Source organism: Curtobacterium sp. MCBA15_008, from assembly GCF_001865065.1.
Classification (GTDB): Bacteria; Actinomycetota; Actinomycetes; order Actinomycetales; family Microbacteriaceae; genus Curtobacterium.
Map to the genome: position 1 here is coordinate 184,573 of NZ_MJGN01000012.1, position 25,480 is coordinate 210,052.

The window sequence follows — 25,480 nt, forward strand, 5'->3', positions numbered from 1 at the left end:
CGGTGCGGAACGTCCTGCTCGACTCCCCCGTGTCCCGCGCCGGGTGGGCGTTCGCGACCGCGGTCGGCCTGGCGGTCGGCGTGCCGCTGTCCACCGGGCCGGTCCGGGTCGTCGACGGGTTGATCGTCTGCACGGGGCTGCCGCGGTGGGTGTTCCGCCGCGGCGGCACCTGCGTCGGCTCCGTGTACCTGACGCGGGACAACGACGGCGACCGGGTGCTCCGCCACGAGCGGGTCCACGTCGACCAGTGGCGCCGCTACGGCATGCTCATGCCGCTCGTGTACGCCCTGGCCGGTCGGGACCCGCTCCGCAACCGGTTCGAGATCGAGGCCGGCCTCGAGGACGGCAACTACCGCTGACCTCGGCGCTCCCCTGCCTGCGCGCCCACTTGCCCGCCCGCCGAGGTCGCGCAACACGCCGCGCGCGCTTCGCAGCGGTCGCACGATGTGTCGCGCGCGGACGACCGAAGCGGCAGAACTCGCGACCTCGCGAGCGAGCGAGCCCGCCCGCGAGCGAGCCCGCACCCGGCGGCGCGTCAGGCCGCGCGGCGCCGGGGCACCACGAGGGGCGTGCCCGTCTCGGGGTCGGGGACGACCACGCACGGCAGCCCGAAGACGTCCTCGACGAGGTCCGCCGTGACGACCGACGCCGGCGGCCCCTGCGCCACGATCGCCCCGTCGCGCATGGCGATCACGTGCGTGGCGTACCGCGCGGCCTGGTTGAGGTCGTGCAGCACCGCGACCACCGTGCGTCCGGCCGCGTGCAGCGCCGACGCGAGCTCGAGCACGTCGTACTGGTGCGCGATGTCGAGGAACGTGGTGGGCTCGTCGAGCAGGACGATGTCGGTCTCCTGCGCCAGCACCATCGCGATCCACACGCGCTGCCGCTGCCCGCCGGACAGCTCGGCGACGCTCCGGTCGGCCAGCTCGACGGTCGCCGTCTGCTCGAGCGCCGCCTGCACGGCGACCCGGTCGGACCCGGAGGTCGGGTGCAGCAGGTCCTGGTGCGGGAACCGCCCGCGGGAGACGAGGTCGCGCACGGTGATGCCGTCGGGGGCGATGGGCGTCTGCGGCAGCATGCCGATCCGCCGCGCCACGGCCTTGGGTCGCAGGGAGGAGATCGGCACCCCGTCGAGGTAGACCGTGCCCGCGGTGGGCTTGAGCGTCCGGGCGAAGGACTTCAGCAGGGTCGACTTGCCGCACGCGTTCGGGCCGACGATGACGGTGAGCTCCCCGTCCGGGATGTCGACGTCGAGCCCGTCCACCACGACCCGGTCGTCGTAGGCCAGCGTCAGTCCGCGCGCGCCGAGTGCGGTGGTCGGCGCCGCGACCGTCCCGCTCAGTTCTCGGCCTTGCCGTGCCGCCAGTACCCCATGAACGCGACCTGCTTGCGGTCGAGTCCGACGCCGCGCACGAGGTGACGACGCAGCTCCTTGACGCAGCCGGCCTCGCCGGCGATCCAGGCGTACACCGGACGCGACGGCTCGGCGGCGGGGACGTCCCAGAGCACCTGCTCGTCGACGTCGACGTCCACCAGCTCGGGAGCGCCACCACACTCGGGACCGGTGGCGACCGTCGACGCCCACGCGTGCACCTGGTCGGTCATCCGGACGCCGTGCGAGGCACCGTTCCGGGCGATCCACCGGACCTCGACCCCGGCGGGCGCGGTCACCGGCAGCCGGTCGGCGTCGGTCGGCACCTCGATGAAGACGTGGCCGACGGTGGCGACGTCGAGCGCCTCGAGGATCGCGCAGATGGCGGGGGCAGCGGTCTCGTCGCCGGCGAGCAGGATGCGGTTCGCGGCACCGGGATCGAACTCGGCCGCGCCGGTCGGCAGTTCGGCGGGTGACGAGGGCACGGCCGGTCCGACGATGCGGAGCTCCTCGCCGACCCGGCACGACGACACCCAGCGGGAGGCGGGGCCGGTGTCACCGTGCGCCACGAAGTCGATGTCGAGCTCGCGGGCGTCCGGGCGGAAGGACCGCACCGTGTAGGTCCGGAGCGGGTTCCGGACGGCGTCGGGCAGCGCGCGCCAGGCGGCGTACCAGTCCTCGCCGTCGGGCAGGTCGGTGAAGCCGTGCCCGGGGATCGGCAGCACGAGCTTAATGCGCTGGTCGAGCCCGACCGAGGAGAAGTCGGCGAGGGCGTCGCCCGTCAGGGTCACCCGCACGAAGGACGGGGTGAGCGACGTGACGGCGGCCACGCGGACGGAGAAGACACGGTACCGGGCTGCCACGATCACCAAGTATGGCATGCCTTACCTAAGCCATCCAGACCGGGAGTCGGTGCGAAGATCGACCCCGTGCCCACCGACCCCGTGCCCGATGCAGACGACGAATTCGCAGACCTGGCCGACCTCGCCCGCGCGAGCGGCGTGACGGAGCCGCTCCGCGCCTCCAGGCAGGTGGTCCGCACCACCGATGGACAGGAGATCGCCGCGATCCGGTGGGACACGGCGGACGGCCTGGAGGCACGGATCACCTACCTGCACGGGCTCGGTATCGACGCGCACAGTTTCGACCAGACGGCGATCGCCGTCGGTGCGCCGGCGGTCGCCGTCGACCTGCCGGGGCACGGCCGGTCCGGCTGGCGCGAGGACGCCGACTACGCGGCCGCCGCGACGGCGCCGAGCGTCCTCCACGCCCTCGACGCGCTCGCGGTACCGCCCGGGGTCGTGGTCGGGCACTCCCTCGGCGCGATCCTGGCGGCGCGGCTCGCCGCGACCGCGCCCGAGCGCGTGACCGGCCTCGTGCTCGTCGACATGTCGCCCGACTTCGCGCAGCGCGCCGTCGACCGCATCGCCCGGGCTCTCGAGGCCGAGGAGCCGTTCGCGTCCCTCGAGCAGGTCGTCGACCGCGCCGTCGAGGCCCGCGTCGGCGACGACCGCGACGTGCTCCTCCGCGAGGCCCGGCACACCACGCGCCTCGGCTCGGACGGACGGCTCGTGCGCCGGCACCACTTCCCGCACCTGCCCGCCGGCCGGACGTCGTCGGTGGGGCGGTTCGCCGACGCCTGGCCCGACCTCGAGGCCCTCGACGTGCCTATCCTGCTCGTCCGCGGGGACCGCGGCTACGTCTCACCGAAGCTGCACGCGCAGTTCGCCGAGCGGCTGCCGCACGCGGAGATCGTCACCGTCGAGGCCCGGCACGCGGTGCAGAACCAGGCGCCCCTCGAACTGGCGTCCGCGATCCGGGCATGGACGGGACGTCACGGTTTGTTGCACCCGATCGAAGAACCGTCGCCGGGAGCCCCCGAGCGCCGGTAACCTCGTGCGAGCGCGAGCACCGTCAGTCGCCTCGCGCCCGGAAGGAACCCACACCCCCATGAGTCCGCTCCTCCGTGCCGCCGCACGACTCCGCAGCACCGCCCGAGCCGGTCGTCGGGCACCGCACCGGTCGACGATCCGCCGCACCGCGCTGTCCGCCACCGCGGTCGCCGTCGCCGCGGCGCTCGTGCTGACCGGGTGCTCCGGGTCCTCGGACGACCGGGGCGGCAGCGACGCGACCGTCCGCGTCGGCCTGGTGCTCGAGCCGACCAGCCTGGACGTGCGGACCCAGTCCGGTGCCGCCGTCGACCAGGTGCTGATCGACAACGTCTACCAGGGGCTCGTCGGCCGGACGCCGGACGGCGACGTCCGCGACGTGCTGGCGTCGAAGCACGAGGTGTCCGCCGACGGCCGGACGTACACGTTCACGCTCCGCGACGGCATCGCGTTCCAGGACGGCAAGCCCGTCACCGCCGCCGACGTCGTCTGGTCCCTGCAGCAGGCGAAGAGCAACCCGACGTACGTCGACTCGGCGAAGCTCGCCACCGTCTCGACCATCTCGTCGCCCTCGGCCGGCGTCGTCCGGCTCGAGCTGGCGAAGCCCGACTCCGACCTGCTCTGGAACCTCACCGGACGCGCCGGGCTGGTGCTCGAGCGCGCGGCGAAGAACGACCTCGCCGACTCGGCCAACGGCACCGGTCCGTTCGAGGTCTCGTCGTGGAAGCAGGGCGACTCGCTCACCTTCACCCGGAACCCGGACTACTGGGGTCCGAAGCCGAAGGTCGCGAAGATCGTCTTCCGGTACATCACCGACCCGTCGACCGCGGTCAACGCGATGGCGAACGGCGACCTCGACGTGCTCAACCCCGTCGACGGCACCCTGAAGAGCCAGCTGCAGGGCAACCCGGACATCGCGCTGCACACCGGCAAGACGACCGACAAGTACACGCTCGCGTTCAACGACCAGCAGGCGCCCTTCACCGACGAGCGGGTGCGCCAGGCGATCCGGCGGGCGATCGACCCGAAGGCGCTCATCAAGGCGATCGGTGGCACCGGCGTCGAGCAGGGCGGCCCGATCCCCGAGCTCGACCCGGGCTACGAGGACCTGACCGACATCGACGCGTACGACCCGGACAGCGCGAAGCAGCTCCTCGCCGCCGCCGGCGAGAAGGACCTCGACCTGACCCTGACGTACGCGAACGTCTACCCGGCGAGCATCGGCGACGTGCTGAAGTCGCAGCTCGCCGAGGTCGGGATCACGCTGCGCGTCAAGCGGGTCGACTTCACGACGTGGCTCGACCAGGTGTTCAAGAACAAGGACTTCCAGCTGTCGATGGTCGACCACGTCGAGGCGCGTGACTTCGGCAACTGGGCGAACCCGGACTACTACTTCGGCTACGACAACCCCGAGGTGCAGCGGCTCTACGCCGAGTCGATCGCCACGACCTCGACGAGCGAGAAGGTGTCCGCCCTGCGGAAGGCCGCCCGCATCGTCAGCGAGGACGCGGCCGGCGAGTGGCTGTACACCGCGACCGAGATCACCGCGGTGCGGAAGGGCGTCACCGGGTTCCCGGTCGACGGCGGCAACTCCCGCCTCGACCTGGCGGGACTCGCGGTCAAGTGACCGCCGGCGCGCTGTCGGCCCCGGCCCCTCCCGTAGCATCGGTCCCGTGACCCGCTTCCTGATCGGCCGCGTGCTGCTGCTCGCGGTCGGCCTGCTCGTGGCGAGCGTCATCGTCTTCGCCACGCTCCGGGTGCTCCCCGGCGACGTCGCCCAGGTCGTCGCCGGCACCCAGTCGACCCCGGCGCAGGTCGCCGAGATCCGCCAGCAGCTCGGCCTCGACCGCCCCGTGGTCGTCCAGTACCTCGGGTGGATCGGCGGGCTCCTGCGCGGTGACCTCGGCGACTCGCTGGTTACGGGCGGCCCGGTCGCGCCGGAGATCGCGCAGAAACTCGCCGTCACGCTGCCGCTCGCCGGGATGTCACTCGTCGCCGCGCTCGTCATCGGGCTGCCGCTCGGCGTGCTGGCGGCCGTCCTCCGCACCCGGCCGGGCGGTGCCGTCATCGGCTTCGCGGCGCAGGCCGTGGCCGCCGTCCCCGTCGTCTGGGCGGGGATGCTCCTCATCGCGCTCTTCGCCGTGACGCTGCACTGGCTGCCGACCCAGGGGTTCCCGCTCGACGGGTGGGACGAGCCCGGGCGGGCGTTCGCGTCGCTCGTGCTGCCGGCGCTGACGATCGGCGCGGTCGAGGGCGCGGTCATCCTGCGCTTCACCCGGTCCGCGACGCTCGGCGTGCTCGACGCCGACCACGTCCGGACGGCCGCCGCGATCGGCCTCACCCGCACGCAGGCGCTCCTCAAGCACGGGCTGCCGTCGGTGGCCCTCACCGTGCTGGCCGTCCTCGGCGTGCAGATCGCCGGGCTCCTCGTCGGCGCCGTCGTCGTCGAGCAGCTGTTCTCGCTACCCGGCGTCGGGCGGATGCTCGTCACCGACGTCGGGCGCCGTGACATCACCAAGGTGCAGTCCGAGCTCCTCGTGCTCACCGGACTCGTGCTGCTCGTCGGCTTCGCGGTCGACGTCGTGCACCGCGCGCTCGACCCCCGGCAGCGGGAGGTGTCCGAGTGATCCGCCGTCTCCTCGCCCGACCGACCGGGGTGTTCGCCGTCGTGGTGCTCGGCCTGCTCGTCGTGCTCGCCGTCGTGTCGCTCTTCTGGACGCCGCAGAACCCGTTCCACACCGACCCGTTCCACCAGTGGGAGGCCCCGAGCGCCGCGCACTGGTTCGGCACCGACGCCTCCGGCCGCGACATCGCCAGCTACCTGCTCGCCGGCACGCGCACGACCGTCCTCGTCGCGGTCGGGTCCGGCGTGATCGCGAGTGTCGTCGGCATCGTCCTCACCGCCATCGGCTCGCTCACCGCCCGCTGGGTCCGCGAGGGCACGGCGGTCCTGCTCGACATCCTCGTCGCGTTCCCGACCCTCCTCACCGCGATGCTCCTCACCGCGATCGCCGGCGGGTCCCTCGGCGTCGTCATCGTCAGCGTGGGGCTGTCCTTCGGCGTCACCATCGCCCGGGTCGCCCGTGGCGAGATCCGCCGCATCGCCCGGAGCGACTACGTCACCGCGGCGCGGGCGTCGGGCGTGGGCGGTGCCGGCGTGCTCTTCCGGCACCTGGTGCCGAACGCGGCGCCGCTCTTCACCGTGCAGCTGTCACTCGCGATGGCGACCGCGGTCCTCGCCGAGGCCGGCCTGTCGTACCTCGGCTACGGCGCCGGGTCGGACACAGCGTCGTGGGGCAGCATGCTCGCCGACCTGCAGACCTACATCGGCGTGCACCCGTGGAGTGCCACCTGGCCGGGCGCCGCGATCGCCCTCGTCGTCGCGGCCCTCTCGCTCCTCGGCGACGCCGTCCGGGACGCGACCGATCCCCGGCTCACGACGGGCGACCGCGCCGCGGGCGCCAGACGGACGGCCACCGACCCGGCAGCGACCAGCACGGGGGTGACCGCATGACGGGCGCGAGCACGAACGCCGGGCCGCAGGCCGACGGCTCGCAGTCAGCCGGACCCGACGGAGCAGGACTGCAGGTGCGGGGTCTGACGGTCCGGATCGGCCGCCGGACGATCCTCGACGACGTGACGTTCACCGTGCCTCCAGGCAGTCGCGTGGGCGTGATCGGCGCGAGCGGATCCGGGAAGTCCATGACCTCGCTCGCCCTGATGGGGCTGGAGCCGACCGGCGCCGCCGTGACGGGCAGCATCCGGCTGGACGGCACCGAACTCGTCGGCCTGCCGGACCGCGAGCGTGCGCGCCACCGGGGCTCCGGCATCGCGATGGTGTTCCAGGAGCCCGGTACCGCCCTCGACCCGCTGCGTCGCGTCGGCGCGCAGATCGCCGAACCGCTGCGCCTGCACCGCGGGCTGGACCGCCGCGCGGCCAGCGCTGCCGCCGTCGAGCTCGCCGCATCGGTCGGGCTGCCCGACCCAGCATCGCTCCTGCGGCAGTACCCGCACCAGCTGTCCGGCGGGCAGCGGCAGCGCATCTGCATCGCGATGGCGATGGCCGGGCAGCCGTCGTACCTCGTCGCCGACGAACCCACGACCGCGCTCGACGTGACCACCGAGGCCCGCATCCTCGAGCTGTTCGAGGGGCTGTCGGCCGGGATGGTGTTCGTGACGCACGACCTCGCGGTCCTCGCCCGGATCGCCGACACCGCGGTCGTGCTCGACGCCGGCCGGATCGTCGAGCAGGGGTCGGTGGCGACGCTCCTGGCTGCGCCCCGGCACCCCGCGACGATCGCGCTCGTCGAGGCCGCCCGCGCCACCGCCCGTCGGCCCGGTGGGTCGCGGCGATCCGGAGGTACCGCGTGACCGACATCCTGTCCGCCACCGGGCTGCACCGCACCTACCGCCTCCCCCGCCGCGGCCCCTTCGAGCCCGGCCCGGTGCGCACCGCCGTCGACGGCGTCGACCTGACGGTCGCCCCCGGCGCGCGGCTCGGGATCGTCGGCGAATCCGGATCCGGCAAGTCCACCCTGGTGCGGCTGCTCGCCGGCCTGGAGGCACCTTCCGCCGGCACCGTGACGGCCTCCTGTCATCCGGTGGTCGCGTCCGGATCCGCGGCCGGGATGCGCTGGTTCCGTCGCGAGACCGGGGTGGTGTTCCAGGACCCGTACGCGTCCCTCAACCCGCGGATGCGTGTCGGCTCGATCGTCGCCGAACCCCTGCGGGCGCTGCGGGTCGGCGGCTCAGCGGAGGCTCGTGCCACGCTCGTCCGTGACGTGCTGGCGCGGGTCGACCTGCCCGCGGACGCCGTCGACCGGTACCCGCACGAGTTCTCCGGCGGGCAGCGGCAGCGCATCGCGATCGCCCGAGCCGTCGTGCACTCCCCCCGGATCCTGTTCGGGGACGAGCCGATGAGCGCCCTCGACGTGGTGGTCCGTGCGCGAGTGATCGACCTGTTCCGCTCGCTCGCCGACGACCTCGGGCTGACGCTCGTGCTCGTGTCGCACGACATCGGCGTGGTGCAGCGGCTGTGCGACACCGTGGCGGTGATGTCGGCGGGGCGGATCGTCGAGCACGGGCCGGTGTCGCTCCTCGACGCGCCGACGCACCCGGTGACGCGGGCCCTGGTGGAGGCGGCGCCGACGCTGCCGTAGTGGGGTGGGGTGCGGGCGCGGGGGCCGGGGCGGGGCGGGCGGGCGGTCCGTCGACTCGGAACGACACCGTCGTCGTCGTACGACATCGACGGCGTCGCAACCCCGCGGACGCAACCGTTGCGGACGCCCGGCTACGACACAGTCGTCGTCGTACGACATCGACACAGTCGTCGTCGTACGACATCGACGGCGTCACAACCTCGCGCGCGCATGATGCGACACGACACGAGTCGAACGACGCATGCATCGTCGCCACATGCACGCGCATCGGATGCGTGCGCATGATGCGACTTCACACCAGTCGAACGACGCGCGCGACGTCGGAACATGCACACGCAAGAGTGCGTGACAGGCGGCAGACAGGCGGCAGACGGTCAGGACCGGGGCGTCACCACATCGGCGGGTGCCGGCGCTGCCACCGCAGGCGCCGCTCGAGCTGCGCGCCGATCGCGAGCAGCACGCGCTCACCACCCGGCCGCCCGATGAGCTGCACGCCCATCGGCAGGCCGACGCCGTCGGGGTGGCCGTCCTCGGTGACGCCGACGGGCAGCGTGATCGCCGGCAGCCCCGACACGTTCGCCATCGACGTCCACGGCGAGTACGCGCACTGCCGCCGGAAGTCCTCCTCCGGGTCGTCGCCGTACCACCCGAGCGGCCGGGGCGTCATCGCGAGCGTCGGCGTGAGCACGGCGTCGAAGCGGTCGAACGCGCCGATGAGGGCCGCCGAGAAGGTGTCGAGCGCGGTCATCGCGTCGAGGACCTGCGTGCCGCTGAGGGCTCGTCCACGCGCGACGAGCCACGACACCAGCGGCGTGAGGGCGGACAGGTCGATGCCCGGCACGAGCGGCAGCCGCGCGGCCGAGCTCTCCCACGCCACCCGGAAGGCGTCGGCGTACGGCGCGCGGGGCATCGCGACGTCCTCGACGCCGTGCCCGACCTCGCCGAGCACCCGCACCGCGGTCTCGACGGCGGCGCGGGCAGCGGGGTCGACCGCGACGTCGACGGTGTCGTCCCACGGCGACCCGTCGAGGAGTCCGACGACGAAGCGCCCCTCGCCGCGCACGGCCGCGGCGGTGAAGGGACCATCGCCGACGTCCGGGGTGACGAGCGCGTACGGGTGGGGTTCCGGCAGCCCGGTCGGCGCGACGAGCGCGTCGAGCAGCATGCCGGCGTCGGCCACGTTCCGGGTGAGCGGCCCGGCCACCGACAGCCCGCCGACGCCGGACCGGCCGGGCATCGAGGGCACGCGGCCACGACTCGGCTTGAGCCCGACCAGGCCGTTCGCCGCCGCGGGGATCCGCACCGACCCGCCACCGTCCGAACCGACCGCGGCGGGCAGGAGCCCGGCGGCCACCGCGACCGCGGCGCCGCTCGACGACCCGCCGGGCGCGCGCGACGTGTCGTACGGGTTCCGGGTCACGCCGAAGCGGGTCTCCGACGACGAGGACATGCCGAACTCGGGCGAGGCCGTCTTGCCGAGGCTCACGGCTCCGGCGGCGTCCAGCGCGGCGACGAGCGGGTGGTCGGCTCCGGCGGGCACGTCGGGCAGCGCGGTCGTCCCGCGCCGCGTGGGCACGCCGGTGCGGTCGTACAGGTCCTTGTCGGCGGACGGGAGGCCCCACAGCGGTCGCGACGTCGGCACACGGTCGCCGAGGTGCTCGGCACGGTCGCGTGCGGCGTCCGCGGTGACGGTCACGAAGGCACCGAGCTCGGGGTCGAGGCGCTCGATGCGGCCCAGGTAGTGCTCGGTCACCTCGAGCGCGGTGGCCTCGCCACGGCGGACCCAGTCCCAGAGTTCCTGTGCGGCGAGGTGGTGGAGTTCGAACACGGATCGAGCCTATTCGGCGGCGCGGACACGGGGCTTGCATCCTTCGGAGGAAGCCCGGCAGGTGCGTCCGTTCGCCGGTCGTCCCGCGGGGCTGCCGTTCCTAGCGTCGTACCCATGACCACCACCACCGAAGTCCGGCGCAGTGCCGGCACCGACCCCGCCCGGCGGACGGGGGTCGGCGGAGTCGTCGCACGGCACCCGCTGACCTCGTTCGCCGTCCTCGCCCTCGGCCTCAGCTGGCTGGCGTGGATCCCCTACATCCTGTCCCCGCACGGCCTCGGCGTCTGGGACCTGCACTTCCCCGAGTTCCTCGGCTCGGCGCAGTTCACCGGCGTCCTGCCCGGCGCGCTCCTCGGCCCCCTCGGCGGCGCGTTCCTCGTCACCGCGATCGCCGACGGCCGTCCTGGTCTCCGTCGCTGGGTCGATCGGCTCTGGCGCTGGCGGGTGTCCTGGTACTGGTACGCCCTGGCGCTCGTCGGGGTCCCCGCGCTCATCGTCGCCACCGGGCTGCCCTTCGCCGGCGGCCAGGTGCAGGCGCCGTCGCTGCTCGCGCTGGTCGCCCTCGTCCCGGGGCTCGTCGTGCAGCTGTTCACCACGGGGCTCTCCGAGGAGCCCGGCTGGCGCGACTTCGCCCTGCCCCGGCTGCAGGAGCGCTTCGGTCCGCTCGGCGCCGCCGCCGTGCTCGGCCCGCTCTGGGCGCTCTGGCACATGCCGCTCTACTTCTCCGACTGGGGCGGGTGGCCGGACGCGCACTGGACCGAGCCGCTCGTGTTCGCCCTGTTCACGATCACGTTCAACGTCGTCATCACCTGGGTGTTCAACCGCACCGGGGAGAGCCTGCCGGTCGTGATGCTCCTGCACGTCGGCGTGAACAACACCATCTCGACGCTCTGGGCCGACATGTACCCGGGGATGACCGCCGGCACGATGATGCAGGGCCTGGCGGTCGTCTCGACCGTGGCCGCCGTCGTCCTGCTCGTCGTGACCCGGGGCCGCCTCGGGTACCCGCGCCGCACCGAGACCGCCCGACTCCTAGGATCGAACTATGGCACCCGCTGACCCGCGCGACGCGAGCGCGAGCGCGACCGCCCGCGACGCGAGCACGACCACGCCCGCGAGCACGACCGCCCGCGACCGCCGCGCCGACGTCCGGATCGGCGCCCTCACCGCCGTCGTGACGATCGGCCTGATGCTGGCCCTGCCCCCGCTCGACGCCGCGGACCCGGACAGCACCGGCACCGGCACCGGCACCGGCACCGCGTGGCCGGCCCTCGGCGGCACCGCCTGGAACCTCCTCGCCCTGGGCGTCCTCGCCCAGTCGGCGGTCCTCCTGGCAGCGCGCCGGGCACCACGCACGACGCTCGTCGTCGTCGCCGCGATCCCGGTCCTGGTGGCCGTCACCGCACCGTCCACCCTGTTCGGCCTCTCCGCGCTGCCGGTCGTCGTCGCGGTGGTGCTCGCCTCGCTGCGACTCCCCCTCGCCCGGCTCTGGGTGCCGCTCGGCGCCGCCGCGGTCCTCGTGGCACTCGGTTCCGCGATCGCGACGGCGACGACGTCCGGTGCGTTCCGCGCCGGTGCCGCCCAGGGCATCGCGGCGTCCGCCGGGCAGGGCGTGCTGCAGGCCGTCGGCGCGGTCGGTCTGCCGCTCGTGGTCGCACTCCTCGTCCGCTCCCGCCGCGAGGTCCGCTCCGCCCGCACCGCCGAGGCGTCCGCCGTCGACCGCGAGCAGGACGCCCGACACCGCGAACAGGACGCCCGCGACCGCGAGCAGGACGCCCGGGTCGAGGCGGCGGTCTCCCGCGAGCGCGCCGCGATGGCCCGCGAACTGCACGACATCGCCGCGCACCACCTGTCCGGGATCGCCCTGATGTCCGCCGTCATCGACCGCCAGATCGACGTCGACCCGGAACGCGCCCACGAGGGGGTCCGCCAGGTCCGGGAGCAGAGCACCGCCGTCCTCGAGGACCTCCGCCGCCTAGTCGGCCTGCTCCGCGACGACGCCCCCGCCGAGCGCGCGGTGGAGACCGTCGCCGGCATCGTGGACCTCGTCGAGCGGGCGCGGACCCGGACGACCGTGGACCTCGACGTCCGGCCCGGCGCACACCCGCTCGCCGACGGGATCGGCCCGCTCACCCAGCTCGCCGCGTACCGCACCGTCCAGGAGGCGCTCGCGAACGTCGCCCTGCACGCACCCGGCGCGCCGTGCACCGTCGTCCTCGACGACCGGGATGCGGATCGCCTCGCGATCCGCGTCGAGAACGGAGCGGCCACCGTGCCGTCCGTCGGGACGAGCCCCGCGGGTGGGAACGGGATCCGTGGCATGCGTGAGCGGGCGGACCTGGTCGGTGCGCGCCTCCAGGTCGGACCCACCGCGACCGGTGGCTGGGTGGTGACCCTGGTGGTCGACCGGGAGGCGCGCCCCGCCTCCGACGGACCGGCCGACGGTCCCGAGGTGGCCCGGTGATCCGGGTGCTGGTGGCGGACGACCAGCCGCTGGTCCGGGCCGGCGTCTCGGCGCTCCTCGGCGCGGAGCCGGACATCGAGGTCGTCGGGGTCGCCGCCGACGGCGGCGAGGCGCTCGCCCTGGCACGGAGTAGCCGGCCGGACGTCGCCTGCCTGGACATCCGGATGCCGGTGCGGAACGGGATCGAGGTGGCCCGGGAGCTCTGCGCGCCGGACGCCGACCCCGCGGTGCCGGTGCTCATGCTCACCACGTTCGACGTCGACGACCTGGTGTTCGGGGCGCTCGAGGCGGGGGCGTCCGGGTTCCTGTTGAAGGACGCCGAGCCGGATGTCATCGTCGACGCCGTCCGACAGGTCGCCGCCGGGAACGGGACGATCGACCAGTCGCTCACCCGGCGGGTCCTCCGCGAGTTCGTGTCGCGGCGAAGCCTGCAGCCGGTGACGGGCGACCGGGTCGACGGGGTGCTGACCGCGCGGGAGCGGGACGTCCTCATGCTGCTCGCGCAGGGGATGTCGAACGAGGAGATCGCGGCGGCGCTCGTCGTCGAGGTCTCCACGGTGAAGTCGCACCTGGCGCGGATGCTGCCGAAGCTCGGGGTGCGCTCCCGGCTGCAGGCGGTCGTGTGGGCGTACCAGAACCGGATCGTGGCGGTGCCGGAGCTGGACCAGCCGGGGCCGGACGAGCCGGGGCCCGGGCACGGGCCGGACGACCAGCGGCGCTGAGCGTCAGCTTCGGCGGCGGTACCGGATGTGCGTCGAGAGCGGCGAGTGCAGCACCTCGACCGGCTCGAAGTCGAACGGCGCAGCACCCGCGACGTCGGCGTCGAAGATCCGCTCCCCGGAGCCGAGCAGCACGGGTGCGATGTCGATCGTCAGCTCGTCCACCACCCCGGCGACGAGCGCCTGCCGCACGGTCGAGGCGCCACCCGCGATGTCGACGCCCCGGTCACCGGCCGCGGTGAGTGCCTGCGCGTAGGCCGCGTCGAACCCGTCGGTGACGAAGTGGAAGGTCGTGCCCTCGAGCGCGATCGGGTCGTGCGGGTGGTGGGTGAGCACGAAGACCGGGGCGTGGTACGGCGGTTCAGAGCCCCACCAGCCCTGCCAGTCCTGGTCCCACTCGCCGCGGACCGGGCCGAACATGTTGCGGCCCATCACGTACGCGCCGCGGGGTCGCATCAGCCAGCCCGCTGCCGTGCGGTCGGCGTCGGTGACCTCGGTGCCGGGCATGTGCCAGGTGTGCAGCTCGCCGCCGCGGACGCCGAGCGGGTGCTCGAGATCCTGGTCGGGACCGGCGACGAACCCGTCGAGGGAGATCGACATGTGGCAGGTGGTGTCCGTCATCGGGTCCCCGGTCTGGTCGTGCGGCAGGAGGGTCGGGCGGACCGGCTGAACGTGCCGGCGGGCGGGTCGGGCTGGCTGGCCGGTCAGGCGGCGAGGTGTGCCGCGAGCACGTCCTCCACGCTGGTCCACTCGTACGGGCCGTACCGGTCGTCGTCGACGTGGTGCAGCTCGGCCTCGCCACTGAACATGCTGACGAAGTACTGCATACCCTGCCACGCGGGGAACGGCTCGTCATCCCCTGCTCTCGACAGCCGCCGACCGACGCGCGCCATCGCCGACAGCGTCCCCGCGGTCCCCGCCCACTGCAGCCGGAACGGGGTGCCCGTCAGCCGTGACATGGTCTCGGCGATGCTGCGCGAGGTGACGCGGTCCCCCGCGACCTCGACGACCCGCGGCGCCGCCGGGTCGAGCGCGACCAGGGCCGTGGTCCGGGCGACGTCGTCCTTAGTGGTGAAGTCGAGCACCTGGTCGGGCGACGACCAGTAGAGCACCCGCTGCCGGTCGAACAGGATGAGCGGGGCCTGGCCGGTCAGCATGTCGGTGAACGCCCCGTTGAGGATCGAGGTCGCCCGGATCGGGGCGGCGTCGACGTCGGCGGCGAACTCGCGACGCAGTTCGAAGTTCCGGTTCGACCCGGGCGTGATCGAGCGGTAGTCGGCGGCGTAGTCGGACGGGATGAACCGGGCGACGCCGGCCTCGACCGCGGCCGCGAGGAGGGCCCGCTGCGCGTCGACGATCACCGGACGCGTCCCGCTCACCGCCGACACCACCACCTCGACCCCGGCGAGGGCCGACACCAGGCCCGCGTGGTCGCCGTAGTCCGCCCGCACCACCTCGACCCCGTCCTCGGCGCCGAGGCGTTCGGCGGCGGGGCTTCCGTCGGTGCGGGTGAGGACGCGGACGCTGGTGTCGTGCTGCCGGAGCGCACGGACGATACGTCCGCCGAGGTCGCCGGTGGCGCCGGCGACGAGGACGGTGGTGGTCATGGCCGCCACGCTACGGGTGCCCCGCGGACCGGGTTCAGCGAGCCGGCCGCGCGGTCGTGTTCCGGACCGTCCGTACGACATGTGCGGACGAAGCCTGAGGATTCCGGCAGAATGGTCAGCACTGACCACCGTTGGGGTGGCGCATCCAGGGGGAACCGTGCAGATCAAGACCATTGCCATGTCCGCGACCACCGCCGTCGTCCTCGGCCTGACGCTCACCGCCTGCAGCGGCGGCGGTGGCGGTGGCGGGGCATCCGAGGGGAAGTCCGGCGGCGACGCGAAGCCCGTCAGCGGCTCGGCCGTGAAGATCGACCTGACGAAGGACGTCGAGAAGAAGGTGGGGGTCACCCTCACCGACACGCAGGTCGGCGACCGCGTGGAGATCAAGAAGGTGTCGACGAAGCTCGACACCGACAACGTGAAGTCGCTCAAGTCCTCGCAGGGCGATGTCGTGCTCGTGCAGCTCAAGGTCACCGTGCCCGACGACGGCTACTCCGTCTCGACGACCGACATCGGGCTCAAGGACGACCAGGACACCACCTCGTCGAACCTCTACGCCGGTGGGCTCGAGGCCGCGATGGAGGCGCAGGGCTACGCCGCGCTGCCGAGCTACGTGTCGACCGGCTCGACGAAGACCGGGTGGGTCGCCCTCCAGGTCCTCGACACCGCGAAGTCGGCCGACCTGACGTGGAAGCGTGCGAAGCACACCGACTACGAGTCGGGCAAGAAGTACCCGGCCCGCACCATGACCGCGCCGCTGCTGAAGAACACCGGCGCCGACTCCGCGGTCACCGCCGCGAAGGAGGGCGCGACGCCCAAGAAGGCCTCTGCCAAGAGCACGGACGACGTGACGAAGAACACCGTGACGGTCGACCAGATCATCACGAACTTCCCGCTGCCCGCCGCGGTGGACTACGAGAGCGGCCACATCGTCGCCGTGCACATCAAGGTCGACGCCGGCAGCGTCTACACCTCGGGCTGGTCGCCGAGCGACCTGCAGCTCCTCACCGCCGACGGTGACAAGATCGACCGCTACTCCAACGCGGACGTCGCGACCGCGCTGGCCGAGAAGGGCTTCTCCGGCCTGACCGACGACGGCTACATCTCCTCCGGTGAGAGCACGACCGGGTGGGTGCCGTTCCTCGTCAAGCCGAGCACCGGCGACTCGGGCTTCACCATCAGCCAGCACCGTCGTGCGGCGAACATCATCGGCGGCGGCTCGGTGCCGGCGGCGGACTTCCCGGCGAAGATCACCGTCGAGGGCGTTTCCGACGACAGCGGCTCCTCGGAGAGCGACGACCAGTCGACCGAGGGCAGCGACGACGGGTCCGGCTCGAACGCGTAGCTGACCGAGCAGTCCCGACGGGCTGCGCAGTGCGGACGGGAGGCGCGGTGCCAGCTGGCACCGCGCCTCCCGTCCGTCCGCTGGTCCAGTCCGCGGCCGCTGGTCGCGCCGCGCGCGGTCGCTGCCGTCAGGCCTGCTCGACGTCCGAGAACAGTCCGGTGAAGGTCGCGCCGGTGGCGCCGAGCTGCCCGAAGAAGTCGCCCGCTTCGGCGCCCGCGATCGCTGCCGAGGCGTCGTCGTACGAGTCGAAGTACAGGTCGAGGGTGCGGTGGGCCGGCGTGGGCGTGCCGTCCTCCTTGGGCCAGACCTTGCCGGCCTCGAGTCGGCGGAGCTCGGGGAGCTTCGCGGCGGCGTCGCGGAGGGCCGGGTAGGCCGCTTCGAACGCCGTCGGATCGGACGGGTTGTCGATGATGAGGGTGATCTTGGTCGTCATGCGACCAGTGTCCGCCTCAGTCGGCGTCGGTGACCAGACGTCCGCCGCCGAAGGGCAGCCAGCCGGCGCGGTAGACGAAGCGGTCGGCGGCCACGGCGTCGGCGCGGGCCCAGGCGTCGGTTCCGGTTCCGGTTCCGGTTCCGGTTCTGGTCCCGGTTCCGGTTCCGGTTCCGGTTCTGGTTCCGGTTCCGGTTCCGACCGTTCGCGTCGCCGCTCCGAACCGCCAGGCGCGGTTGTACAGGTACACGCCGATGACGGTGCCCCCGTCGTCCGGCACCGCCCACGTGCCGATCCCCCACTGCGCCGGGTGTCCGACGCCGTCGATCGTCACGGTCGGCCGGGCGAACCACGTGAACGGCGGGCGGGTGATCCGGAGTTCCACGCGGCGCTTCGTCGTGCCGGAGGGCTGTGTCGCTTCCACTTCCGCAGGATACGGGGTCCGGCCGCCCGCCCCGACCGCTCGGACTCGGCCGGGCGCCGGGCGGGCGCCGGCCGGGCGCCGGGCGGGCGCTGGCCGGGCGCCGGGCGGGCGCTGGCCGGGCGCGATCGTGCAGCGACAACACACGAGTCGATCGACGCGTGTGACGTCGCACCATGCACCCGCATCGGATACGCCTGCAAGTTGCGGCAAAGCGCGAGTCGATCGACGCGTGTGAGGTCGCACCATGCACCCGCATCGGACGCCTGCTGACGGCGCCCCGGTAGGTTGGCGAGGTGACCACGATCGACTGCAACAGCGACCTCGGCGAGGGCTTCGGCGCCTGGAGCATGGGCGACGACCGCGCGATGCTCGACGTGGTCTCCTCGGCGAACGTCGCCTGCGGCTTCCACGCCGGCGACCCCACGATCATGCTCGACACCTGCCGAGCCGCGGCCGAGCGGGGCGTGGCCGTCGGCGCCCACGTGGCCTACCGCGACCTCATCGGCTTCGGCCGCCGGCCGGTGCACGTCACCCCCGAGGAGCTGTACGCCGACGTCGTGCACCAGCTCGGCGCGCTCGTCGCGACCGCCCGGGTCGCCGGCACCGCGGTGACGTACGTGAAGCCGCACGGGGCGCTGTACAACACCGCCTGCGTCGACCCGGTGCAGGCAGAGGCGGTCGTCCGCGCCGTCGCGGACGTCGACCCGACCCTGGCGGTCCTCGCACTGCCCGACTCCGAGCTGCTGCGGGCCGCGGAGCGCCACGGACTCCGAGCCGTCCGCGAGGTCTTCGCCGACCGCGCCTACGAACCCGACGGGTCGCTCGTGTCGCGCAGCACCCCGGGTTCGGTGCTGCACGACCCCGAGGCCGTCGCCGCGCGGGTGCTGCGCATGGTCACCGACGGCCTCGTGACCGCGGTCGACGGCTCGGACGTGCGGGTGCAGGTCGACTCGGTCTGCGTGCACGGGGACTCCCCCGACGCGGTCGCGATGGCGCAGGCGATCCGGACGCTGCTGACCACGCACGGGGTGACGATCGCGCCGTTCGCGCCCGCTGTCGCGCCCGCGTCGCCGTGACGCTCGACGTCTGTCCCGCCGGGCGGTCCGCGGTGCTGGCGACCTTCGACTCGCTCGACGACGTCGTCGCCTTCCACGCCGGACTGACCGCCGCAGAGGTCCCGGGGCTCACCGAGGTCGTCTCCGGCGCTCGGACGCTGCTGCTCCGGTTCGACCCGGACCGCACCGACGCCGGTCGTCTCCGCTCCGGCCTCGCCGGCGTCGTCCCCGTCACCGCCGACCGTTCCGTGGACGACCGCGCACCGCTCGTCATCCCCGTCACGTACGACGGCGAGGACCTCGACGCCGTCGCGCGCACGACCGGGATGACGCGCGACGAGCTCGTCGCCTGGCACACCGGCCAGGTCTGGACGAGCGCCTTCTGCGGTTTCGCCCCCGGCTTCAGCTACCTCACCGGCACCGCGCCCTCGCTCGACCTGCCACGCCGCAGCACGTCCCGCACCGCGGTACCGAGCGGCGCGGTGGCCCTCGCCGGCGAGTTCAGCGCCGTCTACCCGCGGTCGTCGCCGGGTGGCTGGCAGCTCATCGGCCGGACCGAGGTCGCGATGTGGTCGCTCGACCGCGACCCGCCCGCGCTCGCCCCCGCCGGCACCCGGCTCCGGTTCGTCGAGGCGCCCCCGGCATGAGCGCGCTCACCGTCCTGCAGGTCGGGCCCGGCACGTCGGTGCAGGACCTCGGCCGTCCCGGGTTCAGCGACGCCGGCCTCGGCGCCGCCGGTGCCGCCGACCGCGGAGCAGCAGCCCTCGCCGGACGGATGGTCGGCAACCGCCGCGACGCGGCCGTCCTGGAGGCACTGCTCGGCTCCGTCACACTCCGCTCCGACGCCCACCTGGTCACCGCCACCACCGGTGCGGCCTGCCCGGTCGAGGTCACCTCGGCGGACGGCCGGGTCCGCGGCGCGGCCTCGTACGAGGTGCTGACGCTCGCCCCCGGAGACGTGCTGCGCATCGGACAGCCGGACGCGGGCCTCCGCGTGTACCTCGCGGTGCGGGGCGGGTTCGCGGTCGAACCGGTGCTCGGCAGCCGGTCGTGGGACTCGCTGGCGCGGCTCGGCCCGCCGCCGCTGTCCGTCGGGGACGTCCTGCCCGTCGGGGACGCCGCGGACGGATGGCCGGTCGTCGACGCCGTCGCCCCGCCGCTCGACACTCCGCCCGGCGAACCCGTCGTGCTCGACGTGACGCCCGGCCCGCGCGACGACTGGTTCACGCCGTCGTGGCGCGCGACCCTGACCGGCCAGGTCCACCACGTCACGCCGGACAGCGACCGCGTGGGGGTGCGGACGACCGCGGCGGCGCCGCTCGTCCGGGCGGCGACCCGTGAGCTCCCGAGCGAGGGCGTCGAGACCGGCTCGCTGCAGGTCCCTCCGGACGGGCACCCCGTCCTGTTCCTCGCCGACCACCCGGTGACCGGCGGCTACCCCGTCGTCGCGGTGCTCACCCCGGCGGCGGTGGACCGTGCCGCGCAGCTGCGACCGGGGGACGCGGTGCGCTTCCGGATCACCGGCTGAGGGTCGCTGCGGTCAGTCGAACATCGCGGCGAGGGCGGCGTACGGGTCGCCCTCGACCACGTGTGCCGACCGCCGCTCTGGCCAGTGCACCGTGCCGTCGTCGGGCCAGCACGGCACGACGTGGACGTGCAGGTGCCGGACGCTCTGCCCGGCGTCCGCCCCGGACGCCTGCAGCAGCACGGTGCCGGTCGCGCCGAGCGCGCCCCGCATCGCCCGTGCCACACGCTGCGCCAGGGCGAACGTCGCAGACAGGGCCACCGGCCCGGCGCGCCACAGGTCGTCGGTGTGCTCCACCGGGGCCACGAGGGTGTGCCCGGGAGCGAGCAGGGACTCGGGCAGGGGTGCGAACGCCACCGCGTGCTCCTCGCGCTCGACCCACGCGGCCGGCGCCTCCCCGGCGATGATGCGGCAGAAGGGGCACGGGTCCATCGGACCAGTCTGCCGGATGCGCTCCGGCCGACTCCGGAACACCGGGGCCGCATCTGCGGTTGGCTCGGAGACCGATGACGAAAGGTGCACCATGTCGATGACCGTCCTGCTCGAGGCCCAGCTCCGGAGCGACCTCCCCACCGAGACCGTCGAGACGGCGATCCGCGAGACGCTCGCACAGACCGGCGCGTTCCCGGGGAGCGAGTCCCTCGAGGTGATCGTCGACGACGCCGACCCCACCCGCATCGTGGTCGTCGAACGCTGGACGACCTCGGCGGACCACGACGCGTACGTCGCCTGGCGTGCGACGCCGGAGGGTGCGTCCGCCCTCCGCGACGTGGTGGCGTCGCCGCCGGTCAAGCGGACCTTCGACCGGACCATCCCGCTGACCTGATCGGGGCCGCCGGCGTGCTGTCGGCGCCCTGCTCCGGGGCACGCGCGGGACATGGGACGATTGCGGGATGACCGCCACGCTCGTCGCCAAGGGCCTCGCCGGCGGGTACGCCGCTCGCACACTGTTCGACTCCCTCGACCTGACCGTCGCCCCGGGTGACGTCATCGGCGTCGTCGGGGTGAACGGAGCCGGCAAGTCCACGCTGCTCCGGCTGCTCGCGGGCGTCGACGAACCGCTCGCCGGCACGGTGTCGCTCGCCCCGACGGACGCGTTCGTCGGCTGGCTGCCCCAGGAGCACGAGCGCGTCGCCGGCGAGACGGTCGGGGTCTACATCGGCCGACGGACCGGCTGCGCCGAGGCCACCACGACGATGGACGCCGCGGCCGCCGCGCTCGGCGAACCGGGTGCCGGCGACGCGGCGGCGGACGCGTACTCGGCAGCGCTCGACCGCTGGCTCGCGTCGGGAGCGGCCGACCTCGACGAGCGGATCCCGGTCGTGCTCGCCGACCTCGGCCTGGTCGTGGGGACGGACGACGACGGCGTCGGTCCGGACTCCCTGATGACCGCGCTGTCCGGCGGCCAGGCCGCCCGCGTCGGACTCGCCGCCCTGCTGCTGTCGCGGTTCGACATCGTTCTGCTCGACGAGCCGACGAACGACCTCGACCTCGACGGGCTCGACCGGCTCGAGGGCTTCGTGCGGGGCCTCCGCGGCGGTGTCGTGCTCGTCAGCCACGACCGCGAGTTCCTCGCACGCTCCGTCACGGCCGTGCTCGAGCTCGACCTCGCGCAGTCATCCAACCGGCTGTTCGGCGGCGGCTACGACGCGTACCTCGAGGAACGCGAGATCGCCCGCCAGCACAAGCGCGACGCCTACGACGACTACGCCTCGACGAAGGCCGACCTCGTCTCGCGCGCCCGCACCCAGCGGGAGTGGTCGAGCCAGGGCGTCCGGAACGCCATGAAGAAGGCACCGGACAACGACAAGATCCGGCGCAAGGCCGCGAGCGAGTCGAGCGAGAAGCAGGCGCAGAAGGTCCGGCAGATGGAGTCGCGCATCGCCCGGCTCGACGAGGTCGAGGAACCCCGCAAGGAGTGGCAGCTCGAGTTCACGATCGGCAGTGCGCCCCGCTCGTCCGCCGTCGTCGCGACGCTGGCGGACGCGACCTTCACCCAGGGCGACTTCACGCTGGGCCCCGTCTCGCTGCAGGTCGACGGCGGCGACCGGATCGGCATCACCGGACCGAACGGCGCCGGCAAGTCCACCCTGCTGCGGGCGCTGCTCGGCAAGCAGGAGCCCACCACCGGGAGCGCCTCGCTGGGGTCGAGCGTCGCCGTCGGTGAGATCGACCAGGCACGTGCGGCGTTCACGGGCGACCAGCCTCTGGCCGACGCGTTCGAGGCCATCGTGCCCGAGTACACGACCGCCGACGTCCGCACGCTGCTCGCGAAGTTCGGGTTGAAGGCCGACCACGTGGGTCGTCCGGCAGGAGCCCTCTCCCCCGGCGAACGCACCCGGGCCGGACTCGCGCTGCTGCAGGCCCGCGGCGTCAACGTGCTCGTGCTCGACGAGCCGACGAACCACCTCGACCTGGCGGCGATCGAGCAGCTCGAGCAGGCACTCGACTCCTACGACGGCACGCTCCTGCTCGTCACCCACGACCGCCGCATGCTCGAGACCGTCCGGCTCGACCGGCAGTGGCACGTCGAGGCCGGGCGGGTCACCGAGGCGTAGTCGGCTCCAACCCGAGCCGCTGGACGACCTCGGCGCTCTCCTCGTCCGGGGTGCGGTCGGCGGCGATCGTGACGTGCGCCTCGTCCGGCTGCGGCGGCTCGAGCGTGGCGAGCTGGGACGCCAGCAGTGAGGTCGGCATGAAGTGTCCGGAGCGCTGGGACATGCGGTCCTGGATGAGCGAGCCCTCGCCGGCCACGTGGACGAAGACCACGCCGGGGGCGCGGAGGACGTCACGGTACGAGCGCTTGAGCGCCGAACAGGTCACGACGCCCGGCGCGCCGCGGTCGAGGTGGTCGCGGATCCACGCGGCGACGACGTCGAGCCAGGGCCAGCGGTCGTCGTCCGTCAGCGGGGTGCCCGCGTGCATCTTGTCGACGTTCGCCGGCGGGTGCATCGAGTCGCCCTCGGCGAAGTCCCACCCGAGATGCTCGGCCACCATCGCCGCGACGGTCGACTTCCCCGAACCGGAGACACCCATCACGACGAGGACGCGGGCGTCGAGCTGGTCCGCCCCGCTCATCGGATGAAGATCCCGGCGAGGAGGACCCCGGCCAGACCGAAGACCGAGATGAGGCACTCGAGCATCGTCCACGTCTTGAACGTCTGCCCGACGGTGGTGTTGAGGTACCCCTTCACCAGCCAGAAGCCGGCGTCGTTCACGTGCGACAGGAACACCGAACCCGCACCGATCGCGAGCACGAGGAGCGAGGTCATCGGCGAGGACAGGTCGTGGGCGATCGGCGCCATGATGCCCGCCGCGGTGACGGTGGCCACCGTCGCCGAACCCGTCGCGACCCGGACGAGCGCGGAGACGACCCAGGCGACGAGCAGCACCGAGATGCCGGAGTCCTTCACGGCGTCGGCGATCACCCCGCCGATGCCGGTGTCGATGAGGACCTGCTTGAAGCCACCACCTGCACCCACGATGAGCAGGACGCCGGCGACCGGCGGCAGCGCGCTCTCGAGCGACTTGGAGACCGCCGAGCGGTCCATCCCGCCGCCGATGGCGAAGAAGACCATCGCGTACACGGCGGCGATCCCGATCGCGATCATCGGCGACCCGAGGAAGTCGAGCAGGCTGACCCACGCGCCGGAGGCGTCGGGCACCGTCGCCTCGCGGATCGCCTGGGCGAGCATGAGCACGACGGGCAGCAGGATGCCGACGAGCGCGACGGTGAACGACGGGCTCCGCGGTTCGCTGATGACGCGGGTGAAGTCGCTCTTGCCGTGGGGCAGGGAGGCGGTGTCCTGCGTGGCGGGGCCGCGCCGTGCCTCCCGGCCGTCGTGCGCGGGGTCCTGCTGACCGGAGCCGCTGCCGCCACGCGACCCGAAGATGTCCGGGGCGGGGATGTCGACCCAGCGCGCCGCGAAGCGGGCGAAGACCGGTCCGGCCAGCACGATGACGGGGATCGCGAGCACGATGCCGAAGGCGAGGGTGGTACCGAGGTTCGCGCCGACCGTCGAGATCGCCACGAGCGGGCCGGGGTGCGGCGGCACGAACGCGTGCATCGTGGACAGGCCGACCAGGGCCGGCACGGCGATCTTCATGATCGGGACGTCACTGCGCTTCGCCACCAGGACGATGATCGGGATGAGGAGCACGAGGCCGACCTCGAAGAACATCGGCAGACCGATGAGCGCGCCGATCAGGGCCATCGTCCACGGCAGAGCCGCCTTCGACGACTTGCGGACGAGGGTGTCGACGACGCGGTCGGCCGCCCCCGAGTCGACGAGCATCTTGCCGAACATCGAGCCGAGTCCGACCAGGATGCCGACGCTCGTCATGGTCGCGCCGAAACCGTTGCCGAAGCTCGTGACCGAGGCGTCGGGTGCGAGGCCGGCGCCGATGCCGACGCCGAGGGCACCGATGGTCAGCGCGATGAACGGGTGGACCTTGAGCCACGTGATCAGGACGATGATCACGACGATGCCGATGAGCGCCGCGATGATCAGCTGGGCCACGGGGCCGGACGGGTCGACCGTCGGCGTGCCGCCACCGCTTGCTGCGAGCAACGTCGCCGGGTGTGCTGCGGACGCGTGGTCCTGGAGCGCGTGAGGCATCGGTGCCCCTTCCTGGAGCCGCTGCCGCGCGGCTCCGTCGCCTTGGTGTCGAGTCCGGTCTGGCGCCCTGCACGCCGACCGTCAATAATCTGATTAATCAGACTATACGACGATCCGCCGCGCGGCATCCGCCCTCTCGGGCAGTCTGCCGATTCGATGGACTCGACGTCACGCTCACCGCGTGCGGCGTACTGCATGGAGGAACGATGTCGACCGGACCACGCACGAACGGCTCCCACGGTCGCGGCCTGCACGGCCACGTGCTCGACGTGCTCGGGCAGCGGATCGTCGACCGCGGCATCGCGCCCGGGTCGGTCCTCCGCCCCGAGCTGGTGGCGGACGAGTTCGGGGTGTCGCGGTCGGTCGTCCGCGAGGCACTGCGGGTGCTGCAGTCGCTCGGGCTCGTCGAACCGCGGCAGCGCGTCGGCACGCAGGTGCTCGGCATCGGCTCGTGGGAGCTCCTCGCGCCGACGGTCATCCGGTGGCGCGGAGCCTCCCCGTCGTACTTCGTGCAGCAGCGGGAACTGCTCGAGCTGCGGCTCGGGGTCGAGCCCGTCGCCGCGGCGCTGGCGGCACGTCGACGGGACTGCGCGGTCGTGGGCGCCGAGGTGCTCCGGGCCGCCGAGGACATGCTCGACGCCTGCGCGGCCGAGGACAGTCGCGCCTACCTCGAGGCGGACGTCCGGTTCCACCGGGCGCTGCTGACCGCCTCGGGCAACGCGGTGTTCGCGCACTTCGCCGGCACGGTCGAGGCGCTGCTCCGCACCCGGACCTCGGAGTCGCGGGACACCATCACGCGGTGGACGCACGACGCCGCGGCGCGGCACCTCGCCGCCGCGCAGGCGATGGTCGCGGGTGACGGGGCCGAGGCGTCCCTGGCGACGACCGAGCTCGTGCGGGTCACGCGCGACGAGTTCATCGCGGAGGCGCCCGCCGGCTGACGCGTGGGCGTTCCTGCCCATCGCACCCGACGTGGGATGCCGTTCCGCTCGTCGGAGGTCGAAAAGACTTGCCTCCTACGCGCGAAACGTCCTCCTCCGCGCG

The 25,480-nt window shown here is 73.4% G+C and carries 27 protein-coding genes; 17 read left to right on the forward strand and 10 right to left on the reverse strand.

What is annotated here, in order from left to right:
- Positions 1-2 precede the first annotated feature (2 nt).
- Positions 3-359, forward strand: a complete 357-nt coding sequence (locus tag BIU96_RS06725; RefSeq protein WP_175477475.1) for a Fe-S oxidoreductase — start codon at positions 3-5, stop codon at positions 357-359.
- Positions 360-535: 176 nt separating this feature from the next.
- On the opposite strand, the gene BIU96_RS06730 is transcribed toward BIU96_RS06725, so the two are convergent.
- The gene (locus BIU96_RS06730) at positions 536-1,294 is read right to left on the reverse strand and encodes an ABC transporter ATP-binding protein (protein WP_254786012.1); all 759 of its coding nucleotides are present in this window, start codon (positions 1,292-1,294) and stop codon (positions 536-538) included.
- 44 nt (positions 1,295-1,338) lie between these two features.
- Positions 1,339-2,253 carry a siderophore-interacting protein gene (locus BIU96_RS06735; protein WP_071291815.1) on the reverse strand — a complete coding sequence of 305 codons (915 nt, stop codon included), beginning with the start codon at positions 2,251-2,253 and terminating at the stop codon, positions 1,339-1,341.
- Positions 2,254-2,301: 48 nt separating this feature from the next.
- Between BIU96_RS06735 and BIU96_RS06740 the strand changes: the two genes are divergently transcribed.
- Genes BIU96_RS06740 through BIU96_RS06765 form a run of 6 tightly spaced genes read left to right on the forward strand, consistent with a single transcriptional unit; the run spans position 2,302 to position 8,420 of the window.
- Complete coding sequence (locus BIU96_RS06740; protein ID WP_083402710.1) at positions 2,302-3,264, forward strand: alpha/beta fold hydrolase; 963 nt, start codon at positions 2,302-2,304, stop codon at positions 3,262-3,264.
- A gap of 58 nt (positions 3,265-3,322) precedes the next feature.
- Positions 3,323-4,888, forward strand: a complete 1,566-nt coding sequence (locus BIU96_RS06745) for an ABC transporter substrate-binding protein (RefSeq protein ID WP_083402711.1) — start codon at positions 3,323-3,325, stop codon at positions 4,886-4,888.
- Positions 4,889-4,934: 46 nt separating this feature from the next.
- A complete protein-coding gene (locus tag BIU96_RS06750) occupies positions 4,935-5,888 on the forward strand; it encodes an ABC transporter permease (RefSeq protein WP_071291816.1) in 954 nt (317 codons plus the stop codon).
- Positions 5,885-6,775, forward strand: coding sequence for an ABC transporter permease (locus BIU96_RS06755; protein WP_071291817.1), 891 nt, complete (start codon positions 5,885-5,887; stop codon positions 6,773-6,775). Before BIU96_RS06750 ends, BIU96_RS06755 begins: the two co-directional genes overlap by 4 nt.
- Positions 6,772-7,632, forward strand: a complete 861-nt coding sequence (locus BIU96_RS06760; protein WP_254786007.1) for an ABC transporter ATP-binding protein — start codon at positions 6,772-6,774, stop codon at positions 7,630-7,632. The genes BIU96_RS06755 and BIU96_RS06760 overlap by 4 nt, the downstream gene beginning before the upstream one ends.
- Positions 7,629-8,420, forward strand: coding sequence for an ABC transporter ATP-binding protein (locus BIU96_RS06765; protein WP_139199865.1), 792 nt, complete (start codon positions 7,629-7,631; stop codon positions 8,418-8,420). Before BIU96_RS06760 ends, BIU96_RS06765 begins: the two co-directional genes overlap by 4 nt.
- A 388-nt stretch (positions 8,421-8,808) precedes the next feature.
- Here BIU96_RS06765 and BIU96_RS06770 read toward each other — a convergent pair whose 3' ends face one another.
- Positions 8,809-10,248, reverse strand: coding sequence for an amidase (locus BIU96_RS06770; RefSeq protein WP_071291818.1), 1,440 nt, complete (start codon positions 10,246-10,248; stop codon positions 8,809-8,811).
- A gap of 114 nt (positions 10,249-10,362) precedes the next feature.
- Between BIU96_RS06770 and BIU96_RS06775 the strand changes: the two genes are divergently transcribed.
- From BIU96_RS06775 to BIU96_RS06785, 3 genes are read left to right on the forward strand one after another with little or no spacing between them, the layout of a single operon-like run.
- Positions 10,363-11,307: a CPBP family intramembrane glutamic endopeptidase gene (locus BIU96_RS06775; protein WP_071291819.1), complete on the forward strand. Its 945-nt coding sequence runs from the start codon at positions 10,363-10,365 to the stop codon at positions 11,305-11,307.
- Positions 11,294-12,712: a sensor histidine kinase gene (locus BIU96_RS06780; RefSeq protein ID WP_175477476.1), complete on the forward strand. Its 1,419-nt coding sequence runs from the start codon at positions 11,294-11,296 to the stop codon at positions 12,710-12,712. The genes BIU96_RS06775 and BIU96_RS06780 overlap by 14 nt, the downstream gene beginning before the upstream one ends.
- Positions 12,709-13,434, forward strand: a complete 726-nt coding sequence (locus tag BIU96_RS06785) for a response regulator transcription factor (RefSeq protein WP_071291820.1) — start codon at positions 12,709-12,711, stop codon at positions 13,432-13,434. The genes BIU96_RS06780 and BIU96_RS06785 overlap by 4 nt, the downstream gene beginning before the upstream one ends.
- Before the next feature lie 3 nt (positions 13,435-13,437).
- Here BIU96_RS06785 and BIU96_RS06790 read toward each other — a convergent pair whose 3' ends face one another.
- Positions 13,438-14,052 (reverse strand): dihydrofolate reductase family protein, encoded by a 615-nt coding sequence (locus BIU96_RS06790; RefSeq protein ID WP_071291821.1) that lies wholly within the window; start codon positions 14,050-14,052, stop codon positions 13,438-13,440.
- A gap of 83 nt (positions 14,053-14,135) precedes the next feature.
- Entirely contained in the window at positions 14,136-15,038 is a 903-nt protein-coding gene (locus BIU96_RS06795) for an NmrA family NAD(P)-binding protein (RefSeq protein WP_071291822.1), read from the reverse strand.
- A gap of 178 nt (positions 15,039-15,216) precedes the next feature.
- Between BIU96_RS06795 and BIU96_RS06800 the strand changes: the two genes are divergently transcribed.
- Complete coding sequence (locus BIU96_RS06800; RefSeq protein WP_071291823.1) at positions 15,217-16,383, forward strand: hypothetical protein; 1,167 nt, start codon at positions 15,217-15,219, stop codon at positions 16,381-16,383.
- Positions 16,384-16,510: 127 nt separating this feature from the next.
- Here BIU96_RS06800 and BIU96_RS06805 read toward each other — a convergent pair whose 3' ends face one another.
- Positions 16,511-16,816, reverse strand: a complete 306-nt coding sequence (locus BIU96_RS06805; RefSeq protein WP_071291824.1) for a hypothetical protein — start codon at positions 16,814-16,816, stop codon at positions 16,511-16,513.
- A gap of 16 nt (positions 16,817-16,832) precedes the next feature.
- Positions 16,833-17,237, reverse strand: a complete 405-nt coding sequence (locus BIU96_RS19750) for a hypothetical protein (protein ID WP_175477477.1) — start codon at positions 17,235-17,237, stop codon at positions 16,833-16,835.
- Positions 17,238-17,530: 293 nt separating this feature from the next.
- Here BIU96_RS19750 and pxpA point away from each other — a divergent pair, with 293 nt between their 5' ends.
- The 3 genes from pxpA to BIU96_RS06825 are packed head-to-tail and all read left to right on the forward strand — an operon-like array spanning position 17,531 to position 19,820.
- The gene (gene pxpA, locus BIU96_RS06815) at positions 17,531-18,313 is read left to right on the forward strand and encodes a LamB/YcsF family protein (RefSeq protein WP_083402712.1); all 783 of its coding nucleotides are present in this window, start codon (positions 17,531-17,533) and stop codon (positions 18,311-18,313) included.
- Between the two features lie 32 nt (positions 18,314-18,345).
- Complete coding sequence (locus tag BIU96_RS06820) at positions 18,346-18,939, forward strand: allophanate hydrolase subunit 1 (protein ID WP_254786008.1); 594 nt, start codon at positions 18,346-18,348, stop codon at positions 18,937-18,939.
- Positions 18,936-19,820 carry a biotin-dependent carboxyltransferase family protein gene (locus tag BIU96_RS06825; protein WP_071291827.1) on the forward strand — a complete coding sequence of 295 codons (885 nt, stop codon included), beginning with the start codon at positions 18,936-18,938 and terminating at the stop codon, positions 19,818-19,820. The genes BIU96_RS06820 and BIU96_RS06825 overlap by 4 nt, the downstream gene beginning before the upstream one ends.
- A 12-nt stretch (positions 19,821-19,832) precedes the next feature.
- Here the strand turns inward: BIU96_RS06825 and BIU96_RS06830 are convergent, their stop codons facing one another.
- Positions 19,833-20,249, reverse strand: coding sequence for an HIT family protein (locus BIU96_RS06830; protein ID WP_071291828.1), 417 nt, complete (start codon positions 20,247-20,249; stop codon positions 19,833-19,835).
- Positions 20,250-20,340: 91 nt separating this feature from the next.
- Between BIU96_RS06830 and BIU96_RS06835 the strand changes: the two genes are divergently transcribed.
- Positions 20,341-20,643 (forward strand): putative quinol monooxygenase, encoded by a 303-nt coding sequence (locus BIU96_RS06835; protein ID WP_071291829.1) that lies wholly within the window; start codon positions 20,341-20,343, stop codon positions 20,641-20,643.
- Between the two features lie 67 nt (positions 20,644-20,710).
- The gene (locus tag BIU96_RS06840) at positions 20,711-22,375 is read left to right on the forward strand and encodes an ABC-F family ATP-binding cassette domain-containing protein (RefSeq protein WP_071291830.1); all 1,665 of its coding nucleotides are present in this window, start codon (positions 20,711-20,713) and stop codon (positions 22,373-22,375) included.
- Here BIU96_RS06840 and BIU96_RS06845 read toward each other — a convergent pair.
- Entirely contained in the window at positions 22,362-22,895 is a 534-nt protein-coding gene (locus BIU96_RS06845) for a gluconokinase (RefSeq protein ID WP_071291831.1), read from the reverse strand. The two genes, BIU96_RS06840 and BIU96_RS06845, sit on opposite strands and share 14 nt — an antisense overlap.
- Positions 22,892-24,436, reverse strand: coding sequence for a GntP family permease (locus BIU96_RS06850; protein WP_071291832.1), 1,545 nt, complete (start codon positions 24,434-24,436; stop codon positions 22,892-22,894). Before BIU96_RS06850 ends, BIU96_RS06845 begins: the two co-directional genes overlap by 4 nt.
- Before the next feature lie 206 nt (positions 24,437-24,642).
- Between BIU96_RS06850 and BIU96_RS06855 the strand changes: the two genes are divergently transcribed.
- On the forward strand, positions 24,643-25,377 hold the full coding sequence (locus BIU96_RS06855) for a FadR/GntR family transcriptional regulator (protein WP_071291833.1): 735 nt from the start codon (positions 24,643-24,645) through the stop codon (positions 25,375-25,377).
- Positions 25,378-25,480: the final 103 nt, after the last annotated feature.